This window comes from Aeromicrobium sp. (assembly GCF_036676885.1).
GTDB lineage: Bacteria > Actinomycetota > Actinomycetes > Propionibacteriales > Nocardioidaceae > Aeromicrobium.
In genome coordinates this window covers 1-18,459 of sequence record NZ_JAKFCB010000380.1, presented here as the reverse complement: position 1 = coordinate 18,459, position 18,459 = coordinate 1, and the positions used below count along the sequence as shown (strand labels likewise).

The following is an 18,459-nucleotide window of genomic DNA, read 5'->3' as shown; positions in this document are numbered from 1 at the left end:
TCTTGGGGCCGTCGCCGAGGTCGAGCTCGACGTTGACCCACTCCGGCACCCTCGCCAGCGGCGGCTCGGGATTGCTGTCGGCGTCCTCGGGCTCGTAGGTCTTGGGCGAGTAGTCCGGCACCTCCGGCAGCTCGACCGGCAGCATCGAGTCGGGCAGTGCGATCGGCTGGTCCTGGTCGTCGTAGACGATCGGGAAGGGCTCGCCCCAGTAGCGCTGGCGGCTGAACAGCCAGTCGCGCAGCCGGTAGGTCGTGGTGCCCTCGCCGGCGCCGTGCTCCTGCAGCCAGGTGATGACCGTGGCCTTCGCGTCGTCGATCTCCAGGCCGTCGAGGCTGAGGCCCTCGTTGGCCGAGTTGATGACCGGGCCCTGTCCGCTGTAGGCGCCACCCTCGAACCCGTCGGGCGGCTGCACCGTGTGGATGATCGGCAGCCCGTACGTCTCGGCGAACTCGTGGTCGCGCTCGTCGCCGCCGGGCACGGCCATGATCGCGCCGGTGCCGTATCCCGTGAGGACGTAGTCGGCGATGAACACCGGGATGCTGGCGCCGTTGACCGGATTGGTCGCGAACGCGCCGGTGAAGACCCCGGTCTTGTCCTTGTTCTCCTGGCGCTCGAGATCGGTCTTGGCCGCGGCCATGGCCCGGTATGCCGTGACGGCCGCAACCGGCGTCTCGGCACCGTTGGTCCAGGCGAGCGGCGTGTCCTCGGGCCAGGCCTCGGCGGTGAGCTGGTCGACGAGCTCGTGCTCAGGTGCCAGCACCATGTAGGTCGTCCCGAAGATCGTGTCGGGCCGCGTCGTGAACACGTCGATCGGGGTCGCCAGCGCCTCGACCGGGAAGCTGATCCGCGCGCCGTGGGAGCGGCCGATCCAGTTGCGCTGCATGTTCTTGACCGAGTGCGGCCAGTCGACGCGCTCCAGGTCGTCGATCAGGCGGTCGGAGTAGGCCGTGATCCGCATCTTCCACTGGCGCAGGTTGCGGGTGAAGACCGGGAAGTTGCCGCGTTCGCTGCGGCCCTCGGCCGTGACCTCCTCGTTGGCCAGGACCGTGCCGAGCCCGGGGCACCAGTTGACCGGGGACTCGTCGACGTACGCCAGCCGCACCGAGTCGATCAGGACGCTGCGCTCGATCGGCGTGAGGTCCGCCCAGGCGGTGCCGTCGGGTGCCATGCGGGCGCCGGACTCGTACTCAGCGCGCAGCTCGCTGATCGGGCGGGCCCGGCCCTGCTCCTCGTCGTACCAGGACTCGAAGATCTGGACGAAGATCCACTGCGTCCAGCGCATGAACGCGGGGTCGATCGTGGCGAAGCTGCGGCGCGGGTCGTGCGCCAGCCCGAGCCGGCGCAGCTGCCGGCGCATGTTGGCGATGTTGGACACCGTGTTGGTGCGCGGGTGCTCGCCGGTCTGCACGGCATGGATCTCCGCCGGGAGCCCGAAGGCGTCGTAGCCGAGGGCGTGCAGGACGTTGTCGCCGCGCATCCGGCGGTAGCGGCCGACGACGTCGGTGGCGATGTAGCCGAGCGGGTGTCCGACATGCAGGCCCGCACCCGACGGGTACGGGAACATGTCCATGATGAAGTACTTGTCGCCCGTGGCCTCGCCGGCCAGGTCGCCGACAGGATTGGGCGCCTCGAACGTGCCCTCGGCATCCCAGCGGTCCTGCCAGCGCTGCTCGATCTCGCCCGCGAGCGCGCTCGTGTAGCGGTAGGAGGCAGGAGTCAGGTCAGGCGTGGTCACCGCCCGAATGTTACCGGTCGTACGCGGCCCGCCCTGCAACGAGCCACGCCCGTGCGGCCTACTCCTCGCCGTCGTCGGCAGCACCCACCCGCCGGCGAGTCCCCGGCGCACGTGACCTCCGGTCTCCAGGGGCCGGGCGATGAGGGGATCCGGCCGCGAACGACTCCGCGAGGCGCCGCAGGAGCCGTACGAGATCGGAGCGCTCCGCGGCCGTGAGACCGGCCAGCATGCGTGCCTCGTTGTCCATGTGGACCGCGAAGGACTCGTCGATCAGGGCGAGTCCCTGTTGCGTGAGCCGGATGCGCCGGCCCCGTGCGTCCGAGTCGTCGACCCGCCGCTCGACCAGCCCGGCCCGCTCGAGCCGGTCCACCCGTTTCGTCACCGCGCCGGACGTCACCATCGTGCTCGCGCCGAGCTCGGTGGGCGTGAGCTCGTACGGGGCACCGCTGCGTCGCAGGGTGGCGAGCACGTCGAAGTCGCCGTCTCCGAGGCCTCGGGCCGCGAACACGGGTCGAAGGAGCTCCTCGACGGTCGCGGCCAGCCTGGAGATGCGGCCGATGACGTGCATCGGCGACGGGTCCAGGTCGGGGCGCTCGCGCTCCCACTGGGCGACGATCGCATCGACGTGGTCGGGTTCGGGCCTGGTCATGCTTGCATCATACCTTCCATGGAAGATATAATCTCTTCCATGGAAACTACTTCGTGGAGCTGGCGCACTCCGGCCATCACCATGGTCGCTCCGGTGGCCTGGGGCAGCACGTACGTCGTCACCGAGAACTTCCTCCCGCCGGACCGGCCGCTGTTCTCCGCGGTCGTGCGAGCGCTCCCGATCGGGATCGTGATCGTCGCCGCGCGCGGGCAGCTCCCCCGCGGGTCCTGGTGGTGGAAGTCGCTCGTGCTCGGCACCTGCAACATGGGCCTGTTCTTCGCGCTCCTGTTCACCGCGGCATACCGGTTGCCGGGTGGGCTCGCGTCGACCGTGACGGCGATGTCGCCGCTCGCGGTGATGCTGCTGGCCGCGCTGCTGATCCGCGAACGCGCGACTGCCGCCTCGGTCGGCGGTGGCATCGTCGGCGTCGCCGGGGTCGCGCTCCTGGTCCTGCGGGCCGACGCGGCGGTCGACCCGGTGGGGCTGCTGGCGGCGATCGGCGCCGTGCTGGTGTCCGGGGTCGGCTTCGTCCTGCTCAAGCGCTGGCCGCGGCCGACCGACCTCCTCACGGTCACCGGATGGCAGCTGACGGCGGCGGGCCTGGTGCTGCTGCCGATCGCCCTGGTCGTCGAGGGGCGGCCGCCGCACGTGGACGCCACGAACGTCACGGCGTACGTCTACCTGGCCACGATCGGCACCGGCCTGGCGTACGTCTGCTGGTTCCACGGGCTGAGCCGCATGACGGCCGGCTCGACCGCGCTGGTCGGCCTGGTCAACCCGGTGGTCGGCACGACGCTCGGCGTGATCGTGATGCACGAGGCATTCGGGCCGGCGCAGCTGCTCGGCGTCGCCCTCGTGCTCGGCGGCGTGCTCGCGGGCCAGCCGGCCGCGGTCTCAGCGATCCGTGGCCGGCTTCAGGGCAGGGCGCAGAACGCCTCGACCTTGTTGGTGGGACCGGACACGATCAGCTCGTCCGACTGCGCGATCGGGGTCTCGGGCCGGGCATAGGTGAAGTCCTCGCCGCGGGTCTTCACGCCGACGACCGTGATGCCGTACTTCTGGCGCAACGCCGACTCGGCGAGCGTCTTGCCGCACGCCACCTGGGGTGTCCGGGTCCGGGCGAGGGCGAAGCCGTCGTCGAACTCGATGTAGTCGGTCATGGTGCCGGTGACCAGGTGCGCCACCCGCATGCCCATGTCGGCCTCCGGGCGTACGACGTGCGTCGCGCCGACCCGCTCGAGGATCGCCGCGTGCTTGCCGCTGATGGCCTTGGCCCAGATCTCCGCGACACCGAGATCGGAAAGGCCCAGCACCGTCAGGACGCTGGCCTCGATGTCGGTGCCGATGCCCACGACGGCACGCGGGAACTGCTCGGCACCGATCTGCCGCAGCGCCTCGGTGTCGGTGGTGTCGGCCGCGACGACGTGGGTGAACTCGCCGGCGAACTTCTGGACGATGTCAGCCCGCTCGTCGACGGCCAGGACCTCGTGCCCCAGGCGGACCAGGGACTTGGCCACGGACGAGCCGAAGCGCCCCAGGCCGATGACGATGACAGGAGCAGTCGGGGATTCTGCGCTCTTAGCCAATGATCGGTTGCTCCTCGGGAAGGTGGTACCTCGGGACACGCTGTCGAAGGACGAACGCGGACGCAGCCGTAATCGTGCCCACTCTGCCCAGGAACATCAAGCCGATGAGCACGAGCTGCGCGTTGGCGGGCAGGCCCGGCGTGATTCCCGTGCTCAAACCGACCGTCGCGAACGCCGACGTGGACTCGAAGAGCGCAGCGTCGAAACCGACGTCGGTCATCAACATCAGGAGCAGCGTGGTGACCGAGACCAGCATCACTGCCAGCAGCGCGATCGTCAGGGCGGAGCGGATGACCGCGGTGCCGATCGACCGGTTGCCGATCGTCACGTCGGGGTCGCCGCGCAGCTCGGCGAGGATGACGTACGCGAGCAGGAGGAACGTCGTGATCTTGATGCCGCCGGCCGTGCTCGCGCTGCCACCGCCGATGAACATCAGCACGACGCCGATGTTGAGGGTCTCGGGCCGGACGGCGCCCCAGTCGAAGCTGTTGAGCCCACCAGACCGCGGCATGATGCCGCCCTCGATGCCGGACACGATCTTGTGCCCGAGCGAGAGGTCGCCGAGCGTGTCGGGGTTGCTCCACTCCAGCACGAGGAAGGCGATCGCGCCGACGAGGAGCAGCCCGATCGAGCCCCACACCGTCAGGCGCGTGTGGATCGTCCAGCGGTCGGGCGTACGCCACTCCTGGAACAGCTCCGCGAGCACCGGGAACCCGATCGCGCCGACGAAGACCGCGATGCAGATCGGGATGATGATCAGGCCGTCGCCCGCATAGCCCGTGAGGCTGTCGCGGTTGAGCGAGAACCCGGCGTTGTTGAACGCCATGACGGAGTCGAACACGCCGTGCCACAGCGCCGACGGCAGGTCGTCGAAGTAGTGCGCGCGATAGCGAAGCGTCAGGACCAGCGCGGTCAGCGACTGGAAGAACAACATCGTGACGGCAACCCGGCGGAACAGCGGGCCCACCTCGCCGAGGCTCACGACGTGCATGTCGACCTGGGCGACCAGGCGCGTGCGGAGTCCGAGCCGGCCACCGATGAACAGGCCCAGGACCGTGGCGAGGGCGATGATGCCGAGCCCGCCGATCTCGACGAGCGCGAGGATGATGCCCTGACCTGCCGGCGACCAGTACGTGCCCGTGTCCACGGTCGCGAGGCCCGTGACCGTCACCGCTGAGGTCGAGGTGAAGAACGCCGGCATGAACCCGGCCGACCCGGCTCCGGACCTGGCGAACGGCAGCAGGAGCAGGATCGTGCCGACGATGATCAGGGTCAGGAACGTCAACGGCAGCAGGCGCACGGGATGCGCGATCTCGGCAGGGATGCGGAGGCGCCGGAGGCGGGGCACGCGATGACGTTACCGCAGAGGGCGCTGCGGGGCCGCGTGATAATTTCGTCGGCATGGTCTCGCCCGTTCGTGCTGCTCAGGCCACCTTCCACCGACTGGGCCGGGCCGAGGAGCTTCCCGGGTTCCTCCTGTCGGTCGGTTGCCTCTTCATCGCCCTGCTCCTCGCGGTCCTGGGACTCGAGATCGGCGCGCTGGTCTTCCTGCTGCTGTCGGTCGTCGGCGAGCTCCCGTTCGAGGTCAGGTCCTCCAGCGCCTCGGAGCTGCTGGACCAGGCGGAGTTCGGCCTGCCGATGCGGTTCGTGCTGAGGGTCCTGGCCGGCCTCGTCGTCGGCGACCAGCTCGACGGCAGCGGCGCCGTGCGCACGTTCACGGCGGTCGCCGTCGCGTACGCCCTCGTGCTGGGCGTGCGGGCCCTGCACCAGGAGTACCGCCGCGTCGGGCCGCTCAAGCCCATGGAGACCCGAAACATCCCCGGGTCCCCGCGCATCCACAACGCTCCGCCGCGCCGGGCGTTCGAGGTCGTCGTGACCCAGCTGCTGGTCCTGGCGCCGGTGCTGTTCGGAGCGCCGTGGTGGGCGGTCCTGCTCGCGGGCACGGCGGCCGTCCTGTTGCTGGCCGCGGTGACGATCCCGGATGCACGGACGTCGTGGGCCCTGCGCCAGCAGAAGCGCGCCACGGGATTCACGGCGCCGCTGCGCCAGATCCAGGAGTTCCTCGACGACTACCAACCCGACGTCATCGTGCACCTCAGCGGGCCGGACGTGGCCGGCTACCAGATCAACACCTGGCTGGAGAGCCTCGAGGCACTCGACCGCCGGGTGTTCATCGTGCTGCGCGACCACCCGTTGTTCACCCGGATGGCCTCGACCACGATCCCGACACTCGAGCTCAAGGATCCCGGCGAGCTGCTGATGCTCGACTTCTCATCCGCACGCATCGCGCTCTTCCCGTCCAACACCGGCAACAACATCCACCTGTTGCGGCTGCCGACGCTCATGAGCGCCTTCATCGGCCACGGTGACAGTGACAAGAGCGCGTCCAACAACCCGTTCTCCCGGGCGTACGACGAGCTGTGGGTCGCGGGCGAGGCCGGCGCCGACCGCTACCGCCGATCCAAGCTCGGGGTGCACGAGGACCAGTACCGGCACGTCGGCCGTCCCCAGGTGCACGGCATCTCCCGTGAGCCGCGGCTCGGCGAGGAGACCGTCCCGACGGTGCTCTACGCGCCGACCTGGGAGGGCGTCAACCACGACCAGGAGTACTCCTCGGTGTCAGCCGTCGGCGTCAAGGTCGTCGAGGCACTGCTGGCCGCCGAGCCCCCCGTGCGCATCGTGTTCAAGGCGCACCCGTTCACGGGCCAGCGCGACGCGAAGTACCGCGAGGTCCTCGCCCGCATCGCGGCGATGCTCGACGAGGCGTCCAGTCGTACGGGCGTCGACCACCGGGTCGTCAAGGGCGGCTCGATCAACGAGTGGTTCAACCGCGCATCGGCGCTCATCACCGACATCTCGAGCGTCGTCAGCGACTTCCTGGCGAGCGAGAAGCCGTACGCGGTGTTCAACCACACCGACCACGATGACGCGACGTTCCGGGCCGAGTACCCGTCGACCGGCGCGGGCACGACGATCGGGCGGGACGGCCGCGGCATCTCCGAGTTCATCGATGTCGTGACGCAGAAGGTGCCCGACTCGCAGGCCGGTGCCCGCGCCGAGCTCGCGACCTACCTGCTCGGGCCTCCGGAGCAGCGCACCCTCGAGGCGTTCCGGGCCTCGGTCGACGCCTTCATCGCCCGCTCCGAGGCGGAGCGGGCGGACTACCGCGGCCAGTCGTACGCCCTCGAGCCGAGCGACTCCGACGACGAGACGGTGCTCTAGGCCCGTCTCGCCCGCTGGTGAGGCCGCCCGCGGCCGAGCGGGAGCGAGCTCTGCGAGCGAAGCGTGGTGAGGTCGACGGCTCGAGCGAGCCTCTCGGCCTACGCCCCTTCGGTCGCTCGTTCCTCGCTCCCTCCCGCGACTTCGTCGCTAGGGGCCGGTTGGTTCGGAGCCCGGGCCGGGTGACGTTAGGGTAGGTGGGTGAATTCGGCTCCTGGGAAGATCGCGATCGCGATCGTGACGTTCAACCGATCGACGTTCCTCAAGGAGCTCCTCGTCAGCGCGGCCGCGATGGACACCCCGCCGTTCAGGATCGTCGTCGTCGACAACGCCAGCACCGACGACACACAGGACGTGCTCGCAGCCGCTGCCAAGGACTTCCCGGCAGGTCTGCTCGTCAACCACAGGCTCGAGACGAACACGGGCGGCTCCGGCGGGTTCAGCGAAGGCACCAAGGTCGCGCTCGAGCTCGGCGCCGACTGGGTGTGGCTCATGGACGACGACGTCGAGATCCTGCCCGACGCGCTGGAGCAGTTCGCGCCGTGGATGCAGCGGTTCCAGGTCATCCACGGGCGCCGCTACGACTTCGACGGCACGCCGTTCTACTGGCAGGCCAAGTTCAACGAGTTCCTCGGCGTGCCGCTCCCCTACAGCGGCAAGCAGTTCAACCGCGAGGGCTTCGCCGTGACCAACTCCGGCACGTTCGAGGGCATGCTGATCCACGCCGACGTGGTCCGCAAGATCGGGCTGCCCGATCCGCGGTTCTTCATCTCGTGGGACGACGCCGCATACGCCTGGCTCGCCGCCCAGCACACCGATGTCGTCTACGTCGACGCGTTCGTGCTCAAGCGCAAGCGTGAGCAGAAGCAGGTCAACCTCGGCATCCGCCACCTCAACGACGGCAGCCCACTGTTCCGCTTCCACGTGATCCGCAACCGCGCGTACGTCGGCAAGTACTTCGCCGAGTACGGCAAGCTCAACCGGTTCGGCTTCGGGCTCGGCACGGCGCTGACGCTGGCCAAGGAGGTCTTCCGCCTCGTGGTCGTCCAGCACACCCTCAAGGGGCTCGGCGACCTCGCGCGGGGATTCCGGGCCAATCGGGCGCTGTGGCGGGACAAGTCGTGGCGACCGATGGATCCCGCGGACGTACCGGCACAATTGACCAATGACCGCTGAGCACACGGGCGAAGGCAGCCCAGACCTGTTGGTTGTGGGCTCGGGCTTCTTCGGCCTGACAGTTGCCGAACGATGTGCCACCCAACTGGGACTTCGTGTCCAGGTGATCGACCGCCGCGATCACATCGGCGGCAACGCCTACACCGAGGTCGAGCCCGAGACCGGCATCGAGGTGCACCGCTACGGCGCGCACCTGTTCCACACGTCCAACCAGCGCGTCTGGGAGTACGTCAACCGGTTCACCGACTTCACGCCCTACCAGCACCGCGTCTACACGACCTATCACAACGAAGTGTTCCCGATGCCGATCAACCTCGGCACGATCAACCAGTTCCAGCGGGCGGCCTACACCCCCGCCGAGGCGCGCGCATGGGTCGCCGAGCAGGCCTCGATGCTGACCGGTGAGCCGGCCAACTTCGAGGAGAAGGCGATCTCGCTGATCGGGCAGCCGCTCTACGAGGCGTTCATCAAGGGCTACACCGCCAAGCAGTGGCAGACCGATCCGCGCGAGCTCAGTGCCGAGATCATCTCCCGCCTGCCGGTGCGCTACACGTACGACAACCGCTACTTCTCCGACACCTACGAGGGCCTGCCGGTCGACGGCTACACCGCCTGGCTCGAGCGCATGGCCGACCACCCCAACATCACCGTGACCCTCGAGGCGGACTTCTTCGACGAGTCGCAACCGTTCAACAAGAAGCAGGTAGTAAGCCGGGTACCTGTCGTGTACACGGGCCCGGTCGACCGCTACTTCGACTTCGCCCATGGCGACCTGACGTGGCGCACGCTCGACTTCGAGACCGAGGTCCTGCCGATCGGCGACTTCCAGGGCACGACCGTCATGAACTACGCCGACACCGACATCGACTACACGCGCATCCACGAGTTCCGGCACTTCTACCCCGAGCGCGACTACCCGACCGACAAGACCGTCATCATGCGGGAGTTCAGCCGGTTCGCCGAGCACAGCGACGAGCCGTACTACCCGATCAACACGCCGCAGGACCGCGAGCGGCTGCTGGCCTATCGCGAGCTCGCCAAGAACGAGTCGAACGTGCTGTTCGGCGGCCGCCTCGGGACCTACCAGTACCTCGACATGCACATGGCGATCGGCTCGGCGCTGAGCATGTTCGACAACAAGCTGGCGCCGCACTTCACCGACGGGAAGGCCTTCGCCGATCATGGGCTCTGAGGCGCGCGTCGGGCTGGTCCGCCGCTTCCAGCTGTGGGCGATCGGCCGCCTGCGTCGCTCGCGCTTCCTGCCCGTCGGCGTGCCCGACAAGCTGACCGACGAGTCGCGGCTCGGCACGCCGTTCTCGCAGCACGTCATGCTCTACTTCCCGACGCCGCAGGACAGCCTCTACCAGCTGCGACCGTGGTACCACGCGCTCAGGGCCCTCGACCGCGTCCATCCGATCGTGTGCGTCTTCAAGGACTCACGGACGGCCAAGGTCGTACGCGAGGAGACCGGCTTCGACTGCGTGACGCTCGCCCGCTACGGCCAGCTCGACGAGATCCTGTCGATGTCCGAGGTCAAGCTCGCGCTCTACATCAACCACGACCCGATCAACTTCGAGTCGCTGCGATTCACGTCGCTGGTCCACGTCTATCTCGGCCACGGTGACAGCGACAAGGGCGTCTCGGTGTCCAACCAGGTCAAGGCGTACGACTGGTGCTTCCTCGCCGGCCAGGCGGCGCTCGACCGTACGGCGTCGGCCGTCATGCTCTACGACGCACCGGCCCGCAGCATCCTGATCGGTCAGCCACAGCTCGACGGGGCCGCCACGATCTCCGGCACGCCGTCGCCCGACGGCCGGCAGACCGTGCTCTACGCGCCCACGTGGGAGGCGTCGCAGCCATCGGTGTCGTACGGATCGCTGGAGACGCACGGCGAGGCCCTCGTGCGCGCACTGTCTCCGGCATACCGGGTGATCTACCGGCCGCACCCGCTCAACGGCGTGATCCGGCCGTCGTACGCCGCCGCCGACGCCGTCGTGCGGGGCCTCGCCGACCGCGTCGACACCGAGGTCACGCTCGAGCAGTCGTTCGCCGATGCCGACCTGCTCGTCACCGATGTCTCGGCCGTGACGCTCAACTGGCTGCCGACCGGCAAGCCGCTCCTCGTGACCAGGCCGCTCGTCGCCTACCCGCCGAGCCGCTTGATGGAGGTCGTGCCGCAGCTGGCCGCGACGGACGACTTCGCCGCCGTCGTGGCCGAGCACCTGTCGGCCGATCCGACGAAGGCCGATCGAGACGCTCTCGTCGACCACTACCTCGGGGATCCGACACCGGGTGCGGCGACAGAGCGGTTCATCGCGGCCTGCGAAGAGGTCATGGCCGTCCGCGACCGTGAGTGGGACGCCGCAAGGGCTCGCGGCGCCAACGGGACGTAGTGTCGACGCGCGTTGGCCGTCGGGTCTCGCCACTGGCGGCCATCTCCGCTGCCATCGCCGCGCTCGTCGCCGTGCGCCTCCTGCTGTTCCGGGCGTATGTCGGTGGCGACGAGGCCGGATTCCTGATGGTCGGCAACGCCTGGCACGACGGGACGTCGCTCTACGGCGACTACTGGGTCGACCGCCCTCCGCTGTTGCTCTGGCTCACCGAGCTCGCCGGGGACGTCACCACGCTGCGCATCCTCGGACTCCTGGCGTCGGTGCTGACGCTGCTCGGCGCCGCGTGGGCCGCGCACCTCGCCCGCGGCGCCGACGCCGCGCGCTGGGCAGCCGGGGCCGCGGCGTTGTTCGGCGCCGCCCAGTGGCTCGGCGTCGCACGGGTCAATGGCGAGATGCTCGCCGCGCCGTTCGTGGCGTGGAGCATCGCCCTGACCCTGCATGCCGTGCTGCGGCCCGCATGGCGCGTTCCCGCGGCTCTCGGCGCCGGCGTGCTGGCGGTCTGCGCGCTCGCGGTCAAGCAGAGCGTCATCGAGGCATTCGTGTTCGCGATCGCCCTTTCCCTCGCGATGGCCGTCCAACGCCCGGAGTCCCGCCGCGTCGTCGTACGCGTGCTGGCGTGCGGCATCGCGGGCGGCGTGGTGGCCGCCACGGTCATGCTGATCGGCGCCAACGCGCGGGGCACGACCCCGTCCGACCTGTTCGACGCGGTCATCACGTTCCGGGCCGAGGCGGGCGAGGTGATCCGGTCGTCGGCCAGCGGCGCGACTCCTTTGCGTCTGGTTGTCATGATGGGCACGTGGACGGTCAGCGGTCTGGGGGCGGCGACCGTCCTCGCCGTGTGGCAGGGCGTCCGTCGCAAGGAACCCTTGCTGCTGGCGACCGCCGCGACCCTGCTCTGCAGCCTGGTCATCGCCCTGTTCGGCGGCAGCTACTGGGCGCACTACCTGATCCAGATGGTTCCCGCCGCGAGTCTTGCCGCCGGCCTCCTGGTCAGCCGCGTCCCCTTGCGTCTCCTGCGCCGCGTGGCTGTCGCCACGGTGGTGGTGACACTGGCCAACCTGGTGTTCGCGCTCGGGTTCGAGCCGGACGACAACGGCGAGCAGCACACCGTCGGCCGCTGGCTGCGCGAGGCGCGACTGCCCACGGACACCGGGGTCATCATGTTCGGCCAGCCCAATGTCCTTTACGAGGCGGAGATGTCGAGCCCTTACGGATACCTGTGGAGCCTGCCGGTCCGCACCCGAGACTCCCAGCTGCGCGAGCTCTCGGCGGTCCTGTCCTCTCCTCGTCGCCCGACGTGGGTCGTCAACTGGTCGGGGCCCAACTCGTGGGGCATCGAGCCGGGGCGTACGGAGGCGGTGCTCCGTGACGGCTACCGCAAGGTCGCGACGATCTGCGGGAGGTCGGTCTGGTTGCTGACGACCGACGCGCGTACCCTGCCGGCAGTCCCCAAGGATTGCCCATGACGATCAAGACCGACTTCGCGGTCATCGCTCGCGAGCCCGATCGCTGGCGTGCGCCGACCCTCGGCGCCTACCTCACGGCGCTTGCCGCCTGGATCGCGCTGATCGGCGTGCCGACCGACCCGTTCCAGATGTTCTTCTGGCTCTGGCTCGCGACGATCGCCTGGCGCCCCAGCGCGCCGTGGCGCTACCACCTCGCGTTCGCGCGCGACTGGTCGCCGGTGTTCGCGGCGCTCGTCGTCTATCTCTACAGCCGCGGGTTCGTCGACGAGGTCGTCCCGATACCGGTGCACTGGACCGAGCCGATCACGATCGACCGCTGGATCGGCGGCGACGCGCTCCCGACGCAGCGGCTGCAGTCGGGGCTGTGCGGCGATCCGTGCAGCGGCGCCAGTGACCCGCGCTGGTACGACGCCGTGCTCACCACGACGTACTTCACGCACTTCGTCACCGGACTGACGCTCGCGGTCGTGCTGTGGCTGCGCAACCGCGAGGCATGGATCCCGTGGATGCGCCGCTACCTGGTCATCAACTTCTCGGCCCTCGTGGTCTACATCGCCTACCCGATGGCCCCGCCGTGGCTCGCGTCCAAGGAGGGCTACATCGACGCCCACCTCCCCCGCCTGACCGGGCGCGGTTGGGACGATCTCGGTCTCGGCGGATTCCACGTGCTGCTGGCCAAGGTCGGCAACCCGGTCGCGGCGATGCCCTCCCTGCACGGGGGCCTCGCGATGCTGATCGCGCTCTATGGAGTGAGCCGGCTGCGCACCCAATGGCGTTGGCTGCTGCTGCTCTACCCGCTGCTCATGGGCTTCGCGCTGGTCTACGCCTCCGAGCACTACGTCATCGACATCCTGGCCGGCTGGCTGCTCGCTGCGGTCGTGATGATCGGGTGCAGCTGGTGGGAACGAACCCATCCGCGACCAGCTTCCCCTCCCCTCGCCTGACCCGCCTCGGAACATTCGTGTCTCGCCGATGGAACCGATCTGCCTCGGGATCCGTCGTAAGGTGACAGGTCATCTGAGGAGGCGGCGTGGACGCGACGTCCGAGGCGAGCTTCGCCGAGTTCGTACGAACGCAGTGGCGTGACCTCGTCCGCGCGGCCATCTTCCTCGGAGCCGGCCCCGACGAGGCCGAGGACCTCGCACAGCAGACCCTGGTCCGCTGCTACGCCAGCTGGCAGCGGGTCACCGATGCGACGAACCGCGACGCGTACGTCTACCGGATGCTGCTCAACCAGCTGCGGGACGCCCGTCGTACGCGCTGGTGGCGCAGCCGGGTCGACGCCGAGCCGGATGGCCGCGTCGACGACGCGAGCAGCCAGGTCGTCATCGCCGATGCGATCCACCAGGCGCTCGATGGCCTGAGCAAGCCACAGCGCGATGTTGTCGTGCTGCGCTACTTCGTCCAGCTCACCGAGGCCCAGACAGCCGCGGCGCTCGGCGTACCTGTCGGCACCGTCAAGAGCCGGCTGTCCCGTGCGCTCGCCGGCCTCGCCGACTCCCACCACCTCACCGAACTGTCCGAGGAGCACCAATGAGCAAGCTTGAAGACCAGTGGGACGGGTTGCCGACCGGTGAGCCGCCGGTGGACGCGATCCTGGCCGCCGGCCGTGCTGACGTCGCGCGGCGCCGCAGGCTCATGCGTGCCGTGACCGCCGTGGGCGCGACCGCTGCGGTCGTCGGCGCATTCGTCGCCGGCGCGCAGATCGGCAACCGGCCGGGTCCGATCACCTCAGGGACGCAGAGCGATGCCAGGCCCGTGGCGTTCCAGGCTGATCTCGAGCCGGCGCAGTCCTGCGACCAGCTGCTCGAGTCGTACCACGACCGTGCGCTCGAGATGGTGACGGCGTGGGGATGGCAGGACGACCGGGTGTGGCCGACCGACGGGACGTCCGGGCGAGATGCCCTGACGAACCTGGATCAGCGCGTGGCGGAGGGGTTCGGCGCACCGAAGGGCCAGCGCTCGCAGACCTCGAGCGACACCGGGACCAACGTGCAGGAGGACGGCGTCGACGAGCCCGACACGGTCAAGACCGACGGCAGGCTCGTGGTGCGGCTCCGCGGAAGGGACTTGGTCGTCTATGACGCGTCCGGCCCATCCGTGGTGGAACGCTCGAGGATCCACCTCCCCCGGTTGGAGGACGGCGAGATCCTGCTGTCCGGCACGAGGGTCGTCGCGATCGGCGCCGACGCGCCGAGTCCCCGCGACGAGCGGACCGGCCTGCGTCGCGGCGGACGCGTCATCACGGTCTCTCTTGCCAAGCCGGCTGATCCGAGGATCGAGTCGACGGTGACGTACTCCTCGCGGGTGATCTCCGCGCGACAGCACGGGTCGACGGTGAGGCTGGTGCTCGCGGCAGGCCTTCCGGCCCTCGACTTCGTCCGGCCCGGGGGCCAGGTCACCGAGCGGCAGGCGCTGATCGCCAACCGCGAGGCGGTCGAGGAGTCCACGATCGGTGACTGGCTGCCGGCGTACGACAGCGGCTCAGGCTCCGAGCGGCTGCTCGACTGCACCAACGTGGCGGTGCCACCGGACTCCGCTGGGCTCGACACCGTCAGCATCGTCGGCTTCACGGCAAGTGCTCCGACGAAGCCTCACGCGATCGGGCTCGCCGGCGCGACCACGATCGCGTACGAGTCGGCGGATCATCTCTACCTCGCCGACGGGCGGCCGCAGTGGGACTGCCGCGTGTGCGCGCCCCGCTTGCGCGGTGACGTCGTCGTCCCCGCACGCGGGAGCGGCACCACCCACCTGTATGACTTCGAGCTCGACGGGATCGACGCGATCCACGTCGCCTCCGGCGAGGTCGAGGGCACGATCGCGGACCGGTGGTCGCTCGACGAGGCTGACGACGTCCTGCGCGTCGCCGTCGGACCGTCGAGCGAGACGGGCAACTTCAACTCCGTGGTCACGTTCCGCCGTGAAGGTGAGGCGCTCACCGAGATCGGGCGCGTCGACGGGCTCGGCAAGAACGAGGAGCTCAAGGGTGTGCGCTGGTTCGACGACCTCGCCGTCCTGGTGACGTTCCGCGAGGTCGACCCGCTGTTCACGATCGACCTCGCGGATCCCGCGAAGCCGCGCCTGATCGGCAAGCTCAAGATCCCGGGCTACAGCGACTACCTGCACCCGTTGAGCGACGCCTGGATGCTCGGGATCGGCTACGGATCGCAGGGTGCCCAGATCGCGTTGTTCGACACCTCCGACCTCGCTGACGTCAGGCGAACCGCCGTCGAGAACTATCCAGGGGCAGAGCCGATTGCGGCCCGCGAGCCGCGAGCGTTCACCTGGCTGCCCAATCGCGACACGGCCCTGACGGTCATCCGGAACGCCCAGCGGGTCGAGGTCGTGGCGCTGAAGGTCACCCACGGACGCCTCAGCAGCACGTTCACGAACGTCGAGTACGGCGACGATGCCGATGACGTACGAACTGTGGGTCTGCCGGACGGCCGGGTCGTCCTCGTGACGGGTGAGGACGTGCGCTTCTTCGACCTGTGAGCGGTGGGCCACAGCCGGGATTGCAGTCCAAAGACGTGTCAGTGTCCCTGACCTACACCTCCGGCGCTTCCCACGCGCTGAAGTCACCCAGTCGCCGCGGGAAGAAGGTGGCCAATGCGGCACCCACGGTCCACCAACCGCGGTGCACCAGAGCGCGGCACAGGGCCGGATCGAGCTTGTCGAACACCGTCGGCACCAAGGCGAGATCGCGATCATCGTGGGTGCGTGACTCCGGGAACGCCGCGCGCCAGGCCCGCAGCGACGCGGGCCCCGGGTCGGGCAGCGCCGTGACCAGTCCGGTCAGCACGCCACGGCGACCATCCGGAGGCAGCGGCCCGGCTCCGGCCTTCCGTCCGCGCTGGAACTGCGCAACCAGACTCGAGGTGCGCAACGCGACGCTCTGCCGGTAGAGCAGCGAGTTGGCGCGGGCGAGGTCCCGGATGACCGGGACCCGCCCGTACGCGCCGGGGCGCAACAGCCCGCCGGCGTTGAGCGCCACGAGGAAAACCTCCCGGTATGCCTTGTCGTCCAGCGCCTGCAGGCCGGTGTTGTCGTACGTCCCGCCGTCCATCAGCACCGGGGCGTGCTCGGCGCCCGGGAACTCCGGCGACGTCAGCACCACCGGCGCGAACGCACCAGGGACCGCCGCCGAGGCCGCCACGGCGGTGCTGAGCCGCAGCCCGGTGCCGGCCGTGGGCACATGCCCGATCGTGTAGTCGCCGACCATGTCGCGCTCGAACCCGAAGCGGACACCGGTCGTCAGGTTCGCCGCATTGATGATCCAGCGCACGCCGCGGTCGAGCTGCTCGAGCTCGACGCCGTCGAACCACCACTCGTCGAAGCGCCGGGCCAGCAGGTCCGTACGCGTCGACGGCCCGGCCGCGCGCCAGATCCCGCGCACCAGTGACCACTTGAGCGACTGCGACGAGATCCGCGCGATGAACGGGTCGATCAGGTGCTCCTGCACCGCGGCTCCCGTGAACCCCGCCGCGCGCAACAGCGGCCACCGCGATGCCAGCAGCCCGTTGGCCAGCGATCCACCGGAGACCGACGAGACGTACCGCAGATCCGTCAGCATCCGGGCGTCGGCGAGCAGCCGGATCGCGCCGAGGCCTGCGAGCGTCGCGCGGAACCCACCGCCGGAGATCGTCAGGGCGACCGGCGCAGCCGACCGCGGCGGCTTGCGGGGTGGCCTGTCACCACGGAACCGCTCGGGTTGGAGCCCGGATCCGACCGCCGGTGAGTCGACGACCCACTGGTCGGGGTCCTCGGGCTCCTCCATCTGGACACCCTCTCACCGGGTGGCAGCGGCGTCGAGCATCCCCGGCTAGGAGCCCCCGCCGACCGCGGCCGGGCCGTCCTCGCGCCGGATGTCGATGATGTGCCCGGTCTGCTCGGCCAGCAGGACGTCGAGCGACTGACGCGCGACCTCCATCGAGCTCAGCAGCGTGCCCTCGGGCTCCTCGCCGAATGCCTTGGTGCGCATCGGTGTGCCCGTACGTTCGGGGTTGACGCAGTTGACCCGCACCTCGCCGGCCCATTCGTCGGCCAGCGCCTGGGTCAGGTTGACGACGGCCGCCTTGGCCGAGGAGTAGAGCGAGTAGCCGCCGCGACCGCGCGTGTAGGACGAGGACGTGAACAGCAGCAACGAGCCCGACGACCGCGCGAGATGCGGATAGAACTCCTGCGCGATGAAGATCGGTGCGAGGTAGTTGATCTCGGTGGCGGCGAAGATCGTCTCCTCCGACGTGTCCGCGAGGTCCTCGATCACGAGAACTCCGGCGGTGTTGACCACGAAGTCGATCGAGTCGGACTCCTTGAGCACCACCGCGGCCGCCGCCGCGATGTCCTCGCGGCGATCGACGTGCGTGTTGGTCGACGAGCGAGAGAAAGAGTGCACCGTCGCGCCGAATCCACGGGCGAGCTCGGCGATGTCGCCGCCGATGCCGTACGAGCCGCCGAACACGACCATGGTCTTGCCCTCGAGCGCGGCACGGTACTGGTCGTCGGTCAGCTGGTCCGGGGTGTCGGCCGAGTGCAGCTGGAAGAGCTTGTCGGCGATGTAGACGTCGATCGGCTCGGTGACCTTCATGTTGCGTTCGTGGCCAGTGACGACCGCGATCGGCACCTCGGGCAGGTAACGCAGCACGACGGTGCAGTCGTCGGTCGCGGTGAAGTCGGGGTCCTTCCACGCCAGCTCGTACGCCTTGCGGATCACCGAGAGCCGGAACGCCTGCGGGGTCTGCCCGCGGCGGAGCAGGTGACGCGGGAGCACGTCCTCGATCGTGTGGGTCTCGTCCGGGGTGTCGTGCACCTGCACGACGGTGTCGGCCGAAGGGATCGCCGTGTCGACGGCCTCGTGGGTCGCCAGCGCGGCGACGACGTCACCGATGATGGTCTGCGAGACCAGCGGGCGTACGGCGTCGTGGAACAGGACGTTGCACTCCTCGGACCCGAGGGCCTCGAGCGCGCGGCTCGTCGACTCGTTGCGCGTCTCGCCGCCCTCGACGATCTGGGTGACCTTGTCGTAGCCACCGTTCTGCACGATCGCGCGTACGGGATCCAGGTGGCCCGGAGCCATGAGGATCACGATCTCGTCGATCAGCGAGGACGCCTCGAACGCCGCGATGGTGTGCTCGATGATCGTCTTGCCGGCGATCTTGATGAGCTGCTTGGGGATCGACAGGCCGACCCTCGTACCGGTGCCACCGGCCAGGACGACGGCCACATTGCGGAGTTC

The 18,459-nt window shown here is 69.4% G+C and carries 15 protein-coding genes; 9 read left to right on the top strand and 6 right to left on the bottom strand.

The window, feature by feature from the left end; all coding sequences use genetic code 11:
* Nucleotides 1–1,735: class I tRNA ligase family protein (locus V6M46_RS18165; protein ID WP_332667685.1), on the bottom strand; the 1,735-nt coding region annotated here is incomplete at its 3' end.
* A 58-nt stretch (nucleotides 1,736–1,793) separates the two neighbouring features.
* Complete coding sequence (locus V6M46_RS18160; RefSeq protein WP_332667683.1) at nucleotides 1,794–2,384, bottom strand: MarR family winged helix-turn-helix transcriptional regulator; 591 nt, start codon at nucleotides 2,382–2,384, stop codon at nucleotides 1,794–1,796.
* A 39-nt stretch (nucleotides 2,385–2,423) separates the two neighbouring features.
* Between V6M46_RS18160 and V6M46_RS18155 the strand changes: the two genes are divergently transcribed.
* Entirely contained in the window at nucleotides 2,424–3,392 is a 969-nt protein-coding gene (locus V6M46_RS18155; RefSeq protein WP_332667681.1) for an EamA family transporter, read from the top strand.
* Here V6M46_RS18155 and V6M46_RS18150 read toward each other — a convergent pair.
* Both V6M46_RS18150 and V6M46_RS18145 read right to left on the bottom strand, forming a co-directional pair.
* Nucleotides 3,299–3,970, bottom strand: a complete 672-nt coding sequence (locus tag V6M46_RS18150) for a potassium channel family protein (protein WP_442880553.1) — start codon at nucleotides 3,968–3,970, stop codon at nucleotides 3,299–3,301. The two genes, V6M46_RS18155 and V6M46_RS18150, sit on opposite strands and share 94 nt — an antisense overlap.
* On the bottom strand, nucleotides 3,963–5,318 hold the full coding sequence (locus tag V6M46_RS18145; RefSeq protein WP_332667676.1) for a TrkH family potassium uptake protein: 1,356 nt from the start codon (nucleotides 5,316–5,318) through the stop codon (nucleotides 3,963–3,965). Before V6M46_RS18145 ends, V6M46_RS18150 begins: the two co-directional genes overlap by 8 nt.
* A gap of 53 nt (nucleotides 5,319–5,371) precedes the next feature.
* Between V6M46_RS18145 and V6M46_RS18140 the strand changes: the two genes are divergently transcribed.
* From V6M46_RS18140 to V6M46_RS18105, 8 genes are all read left to right on the top strand, one after another.
* A complete protein-coding gene (locus tag V6M46_RS18140) occupies nucleotides 5,372–7,192 on the top strand; it encodes a CDP-glycerol glycerophosphotransferase family protein (RefSeq protein ID WP_332667675.1) in 1,821 nt (606 codons plus the stop codon).
* A 198-nt stretch (nucleotides 7,193–7,390) separates the two neighbouring features.
* Nucleotides 7,391–8,365, top strand: a complete 975-nt coding sequence (locus V6M46_RS18135; protein ID WP_332667673.1) for a glycosyltransferase family 2 protein — start codon at nucleotides 7,391–7,393, stop codon at nucleotides 8,363–8,365.
* Nucleotides 8,355–9,557 carry a UDP-galactopyranose mutase gene (glf, locus tag V6M46_RS18130; RefSeq protein WP_332667671.1) on the top strand — a complete coding sequence of 401 codons (1,203 nt, stop codon included), beginning with the start codon at nucleotides 8,355–8,357 and terminating at the stop codon, nucleotides 9,555–9,557. The genes V6M46_RS18135 and glf overlap by 11 nt, the downstream gene beginning before the upstream one ends.
* Nucleotides 9,547–10,758: a CDP-glycerol glycerophosphotransferase family protein gene (locus V6M46_RS18125; RefSeq protein WP_332667669.1), complete on the top strand. Its 1,212-nt coding sequence runs from the start codon at nucleotides 9,547–9,549 to the stop codon at nucleotides 10,756–10,758. The genes glf and V6M46_RS18125 overlap by 11 nt, the downstream gene beginning before the upstream one ends.
* Complete coding sequence (locus V6M46_RS18120) at nucleotides 10,758–12,224, top strand: hypothetical protein (protein ID WP_332667667.1); 1,467 nt, start codon at nucleotides 10,758–10,760, stop codon at nucleotides 12,222–12,224. Before V6M46_RS18125 ends, V6M46_RS18120 begins: the two co-directional genes overlap by 1 nt.
* Nucleotides 12,221–13,168, top strand: coding sequence for a phosphatase PAP2 family protein (locus V6M46_RS18115; protein WP_332667665.1), 948 nt, complete (start codon nucleotides 12,221–12,223; stop codon nucleotides 13,166–13,168). Before V6M46_RS18120 ends, V6M46_RS18115 begins: the two co-directional genes overlap by 4 nt.
* An 86-nt stretch (nucleotides 13,169–13,254) precedes the next feature.
* On the top strand, nucleotides 13,255–13,761 hold the full coding sequence (locus V6M46_RS18110; RefSeq protein WP_332667663.1) for a SigE family RNA polymerase sigma factor: 507 nt from the start codon (nucleotides 13,255–13,257) through the stop codon (nucleotides 13,759–13,761).
* The gene (locus V6M46_RS18105) at nucleotides 13,758–15,719 is read left to right on the top strand and encodes a beta-propeller domain-containing protein (protein ID WP_332667661.1); all 1,962 of its coding nucleotides are present in this window, start codon (nucleotides 13,758–13,760) and stop codon (nucleotides 15,717–15,719) included. Before V6M46_RS18110 ends, V6M46_RS18105 begins: the two co-directional genes overlap by 4 nt.
* A gap of 52 nt (nucleotides 15,720–15,771) precedes the next feature.
* On the opposite strand, the gene V6M46_RS18100 is transcribed toward V6M46_RS18105, so the two are convergent.
* Together V6M46_RS18100 and V6M46_RS18095 are read right to left on the bottom strand one after the other, a co-directional pair.
* Nucleotides 15,772–17,001, bottom strand: coding sequence for a patatin-like phospholipase family protein (locus V6M46_RS18100; RefSeq protein ID WP_332667659.1), 1,230 nt, complete (start codon nucleotides 16,999–17,001; stop codon nucleotides 15,772–15,774).
* 45 nt (nucleotides 17,002–17,046) lie between these two features.
* The coding region (locus V6M46_RS18095; protein WP_332667657.1) for a bifunctional cytidylyltransferase/SDR family oxidoreductase at nucleotides 17,047–18,459 on the bottom strand (1,413 nt) is incomplete at its 5' end.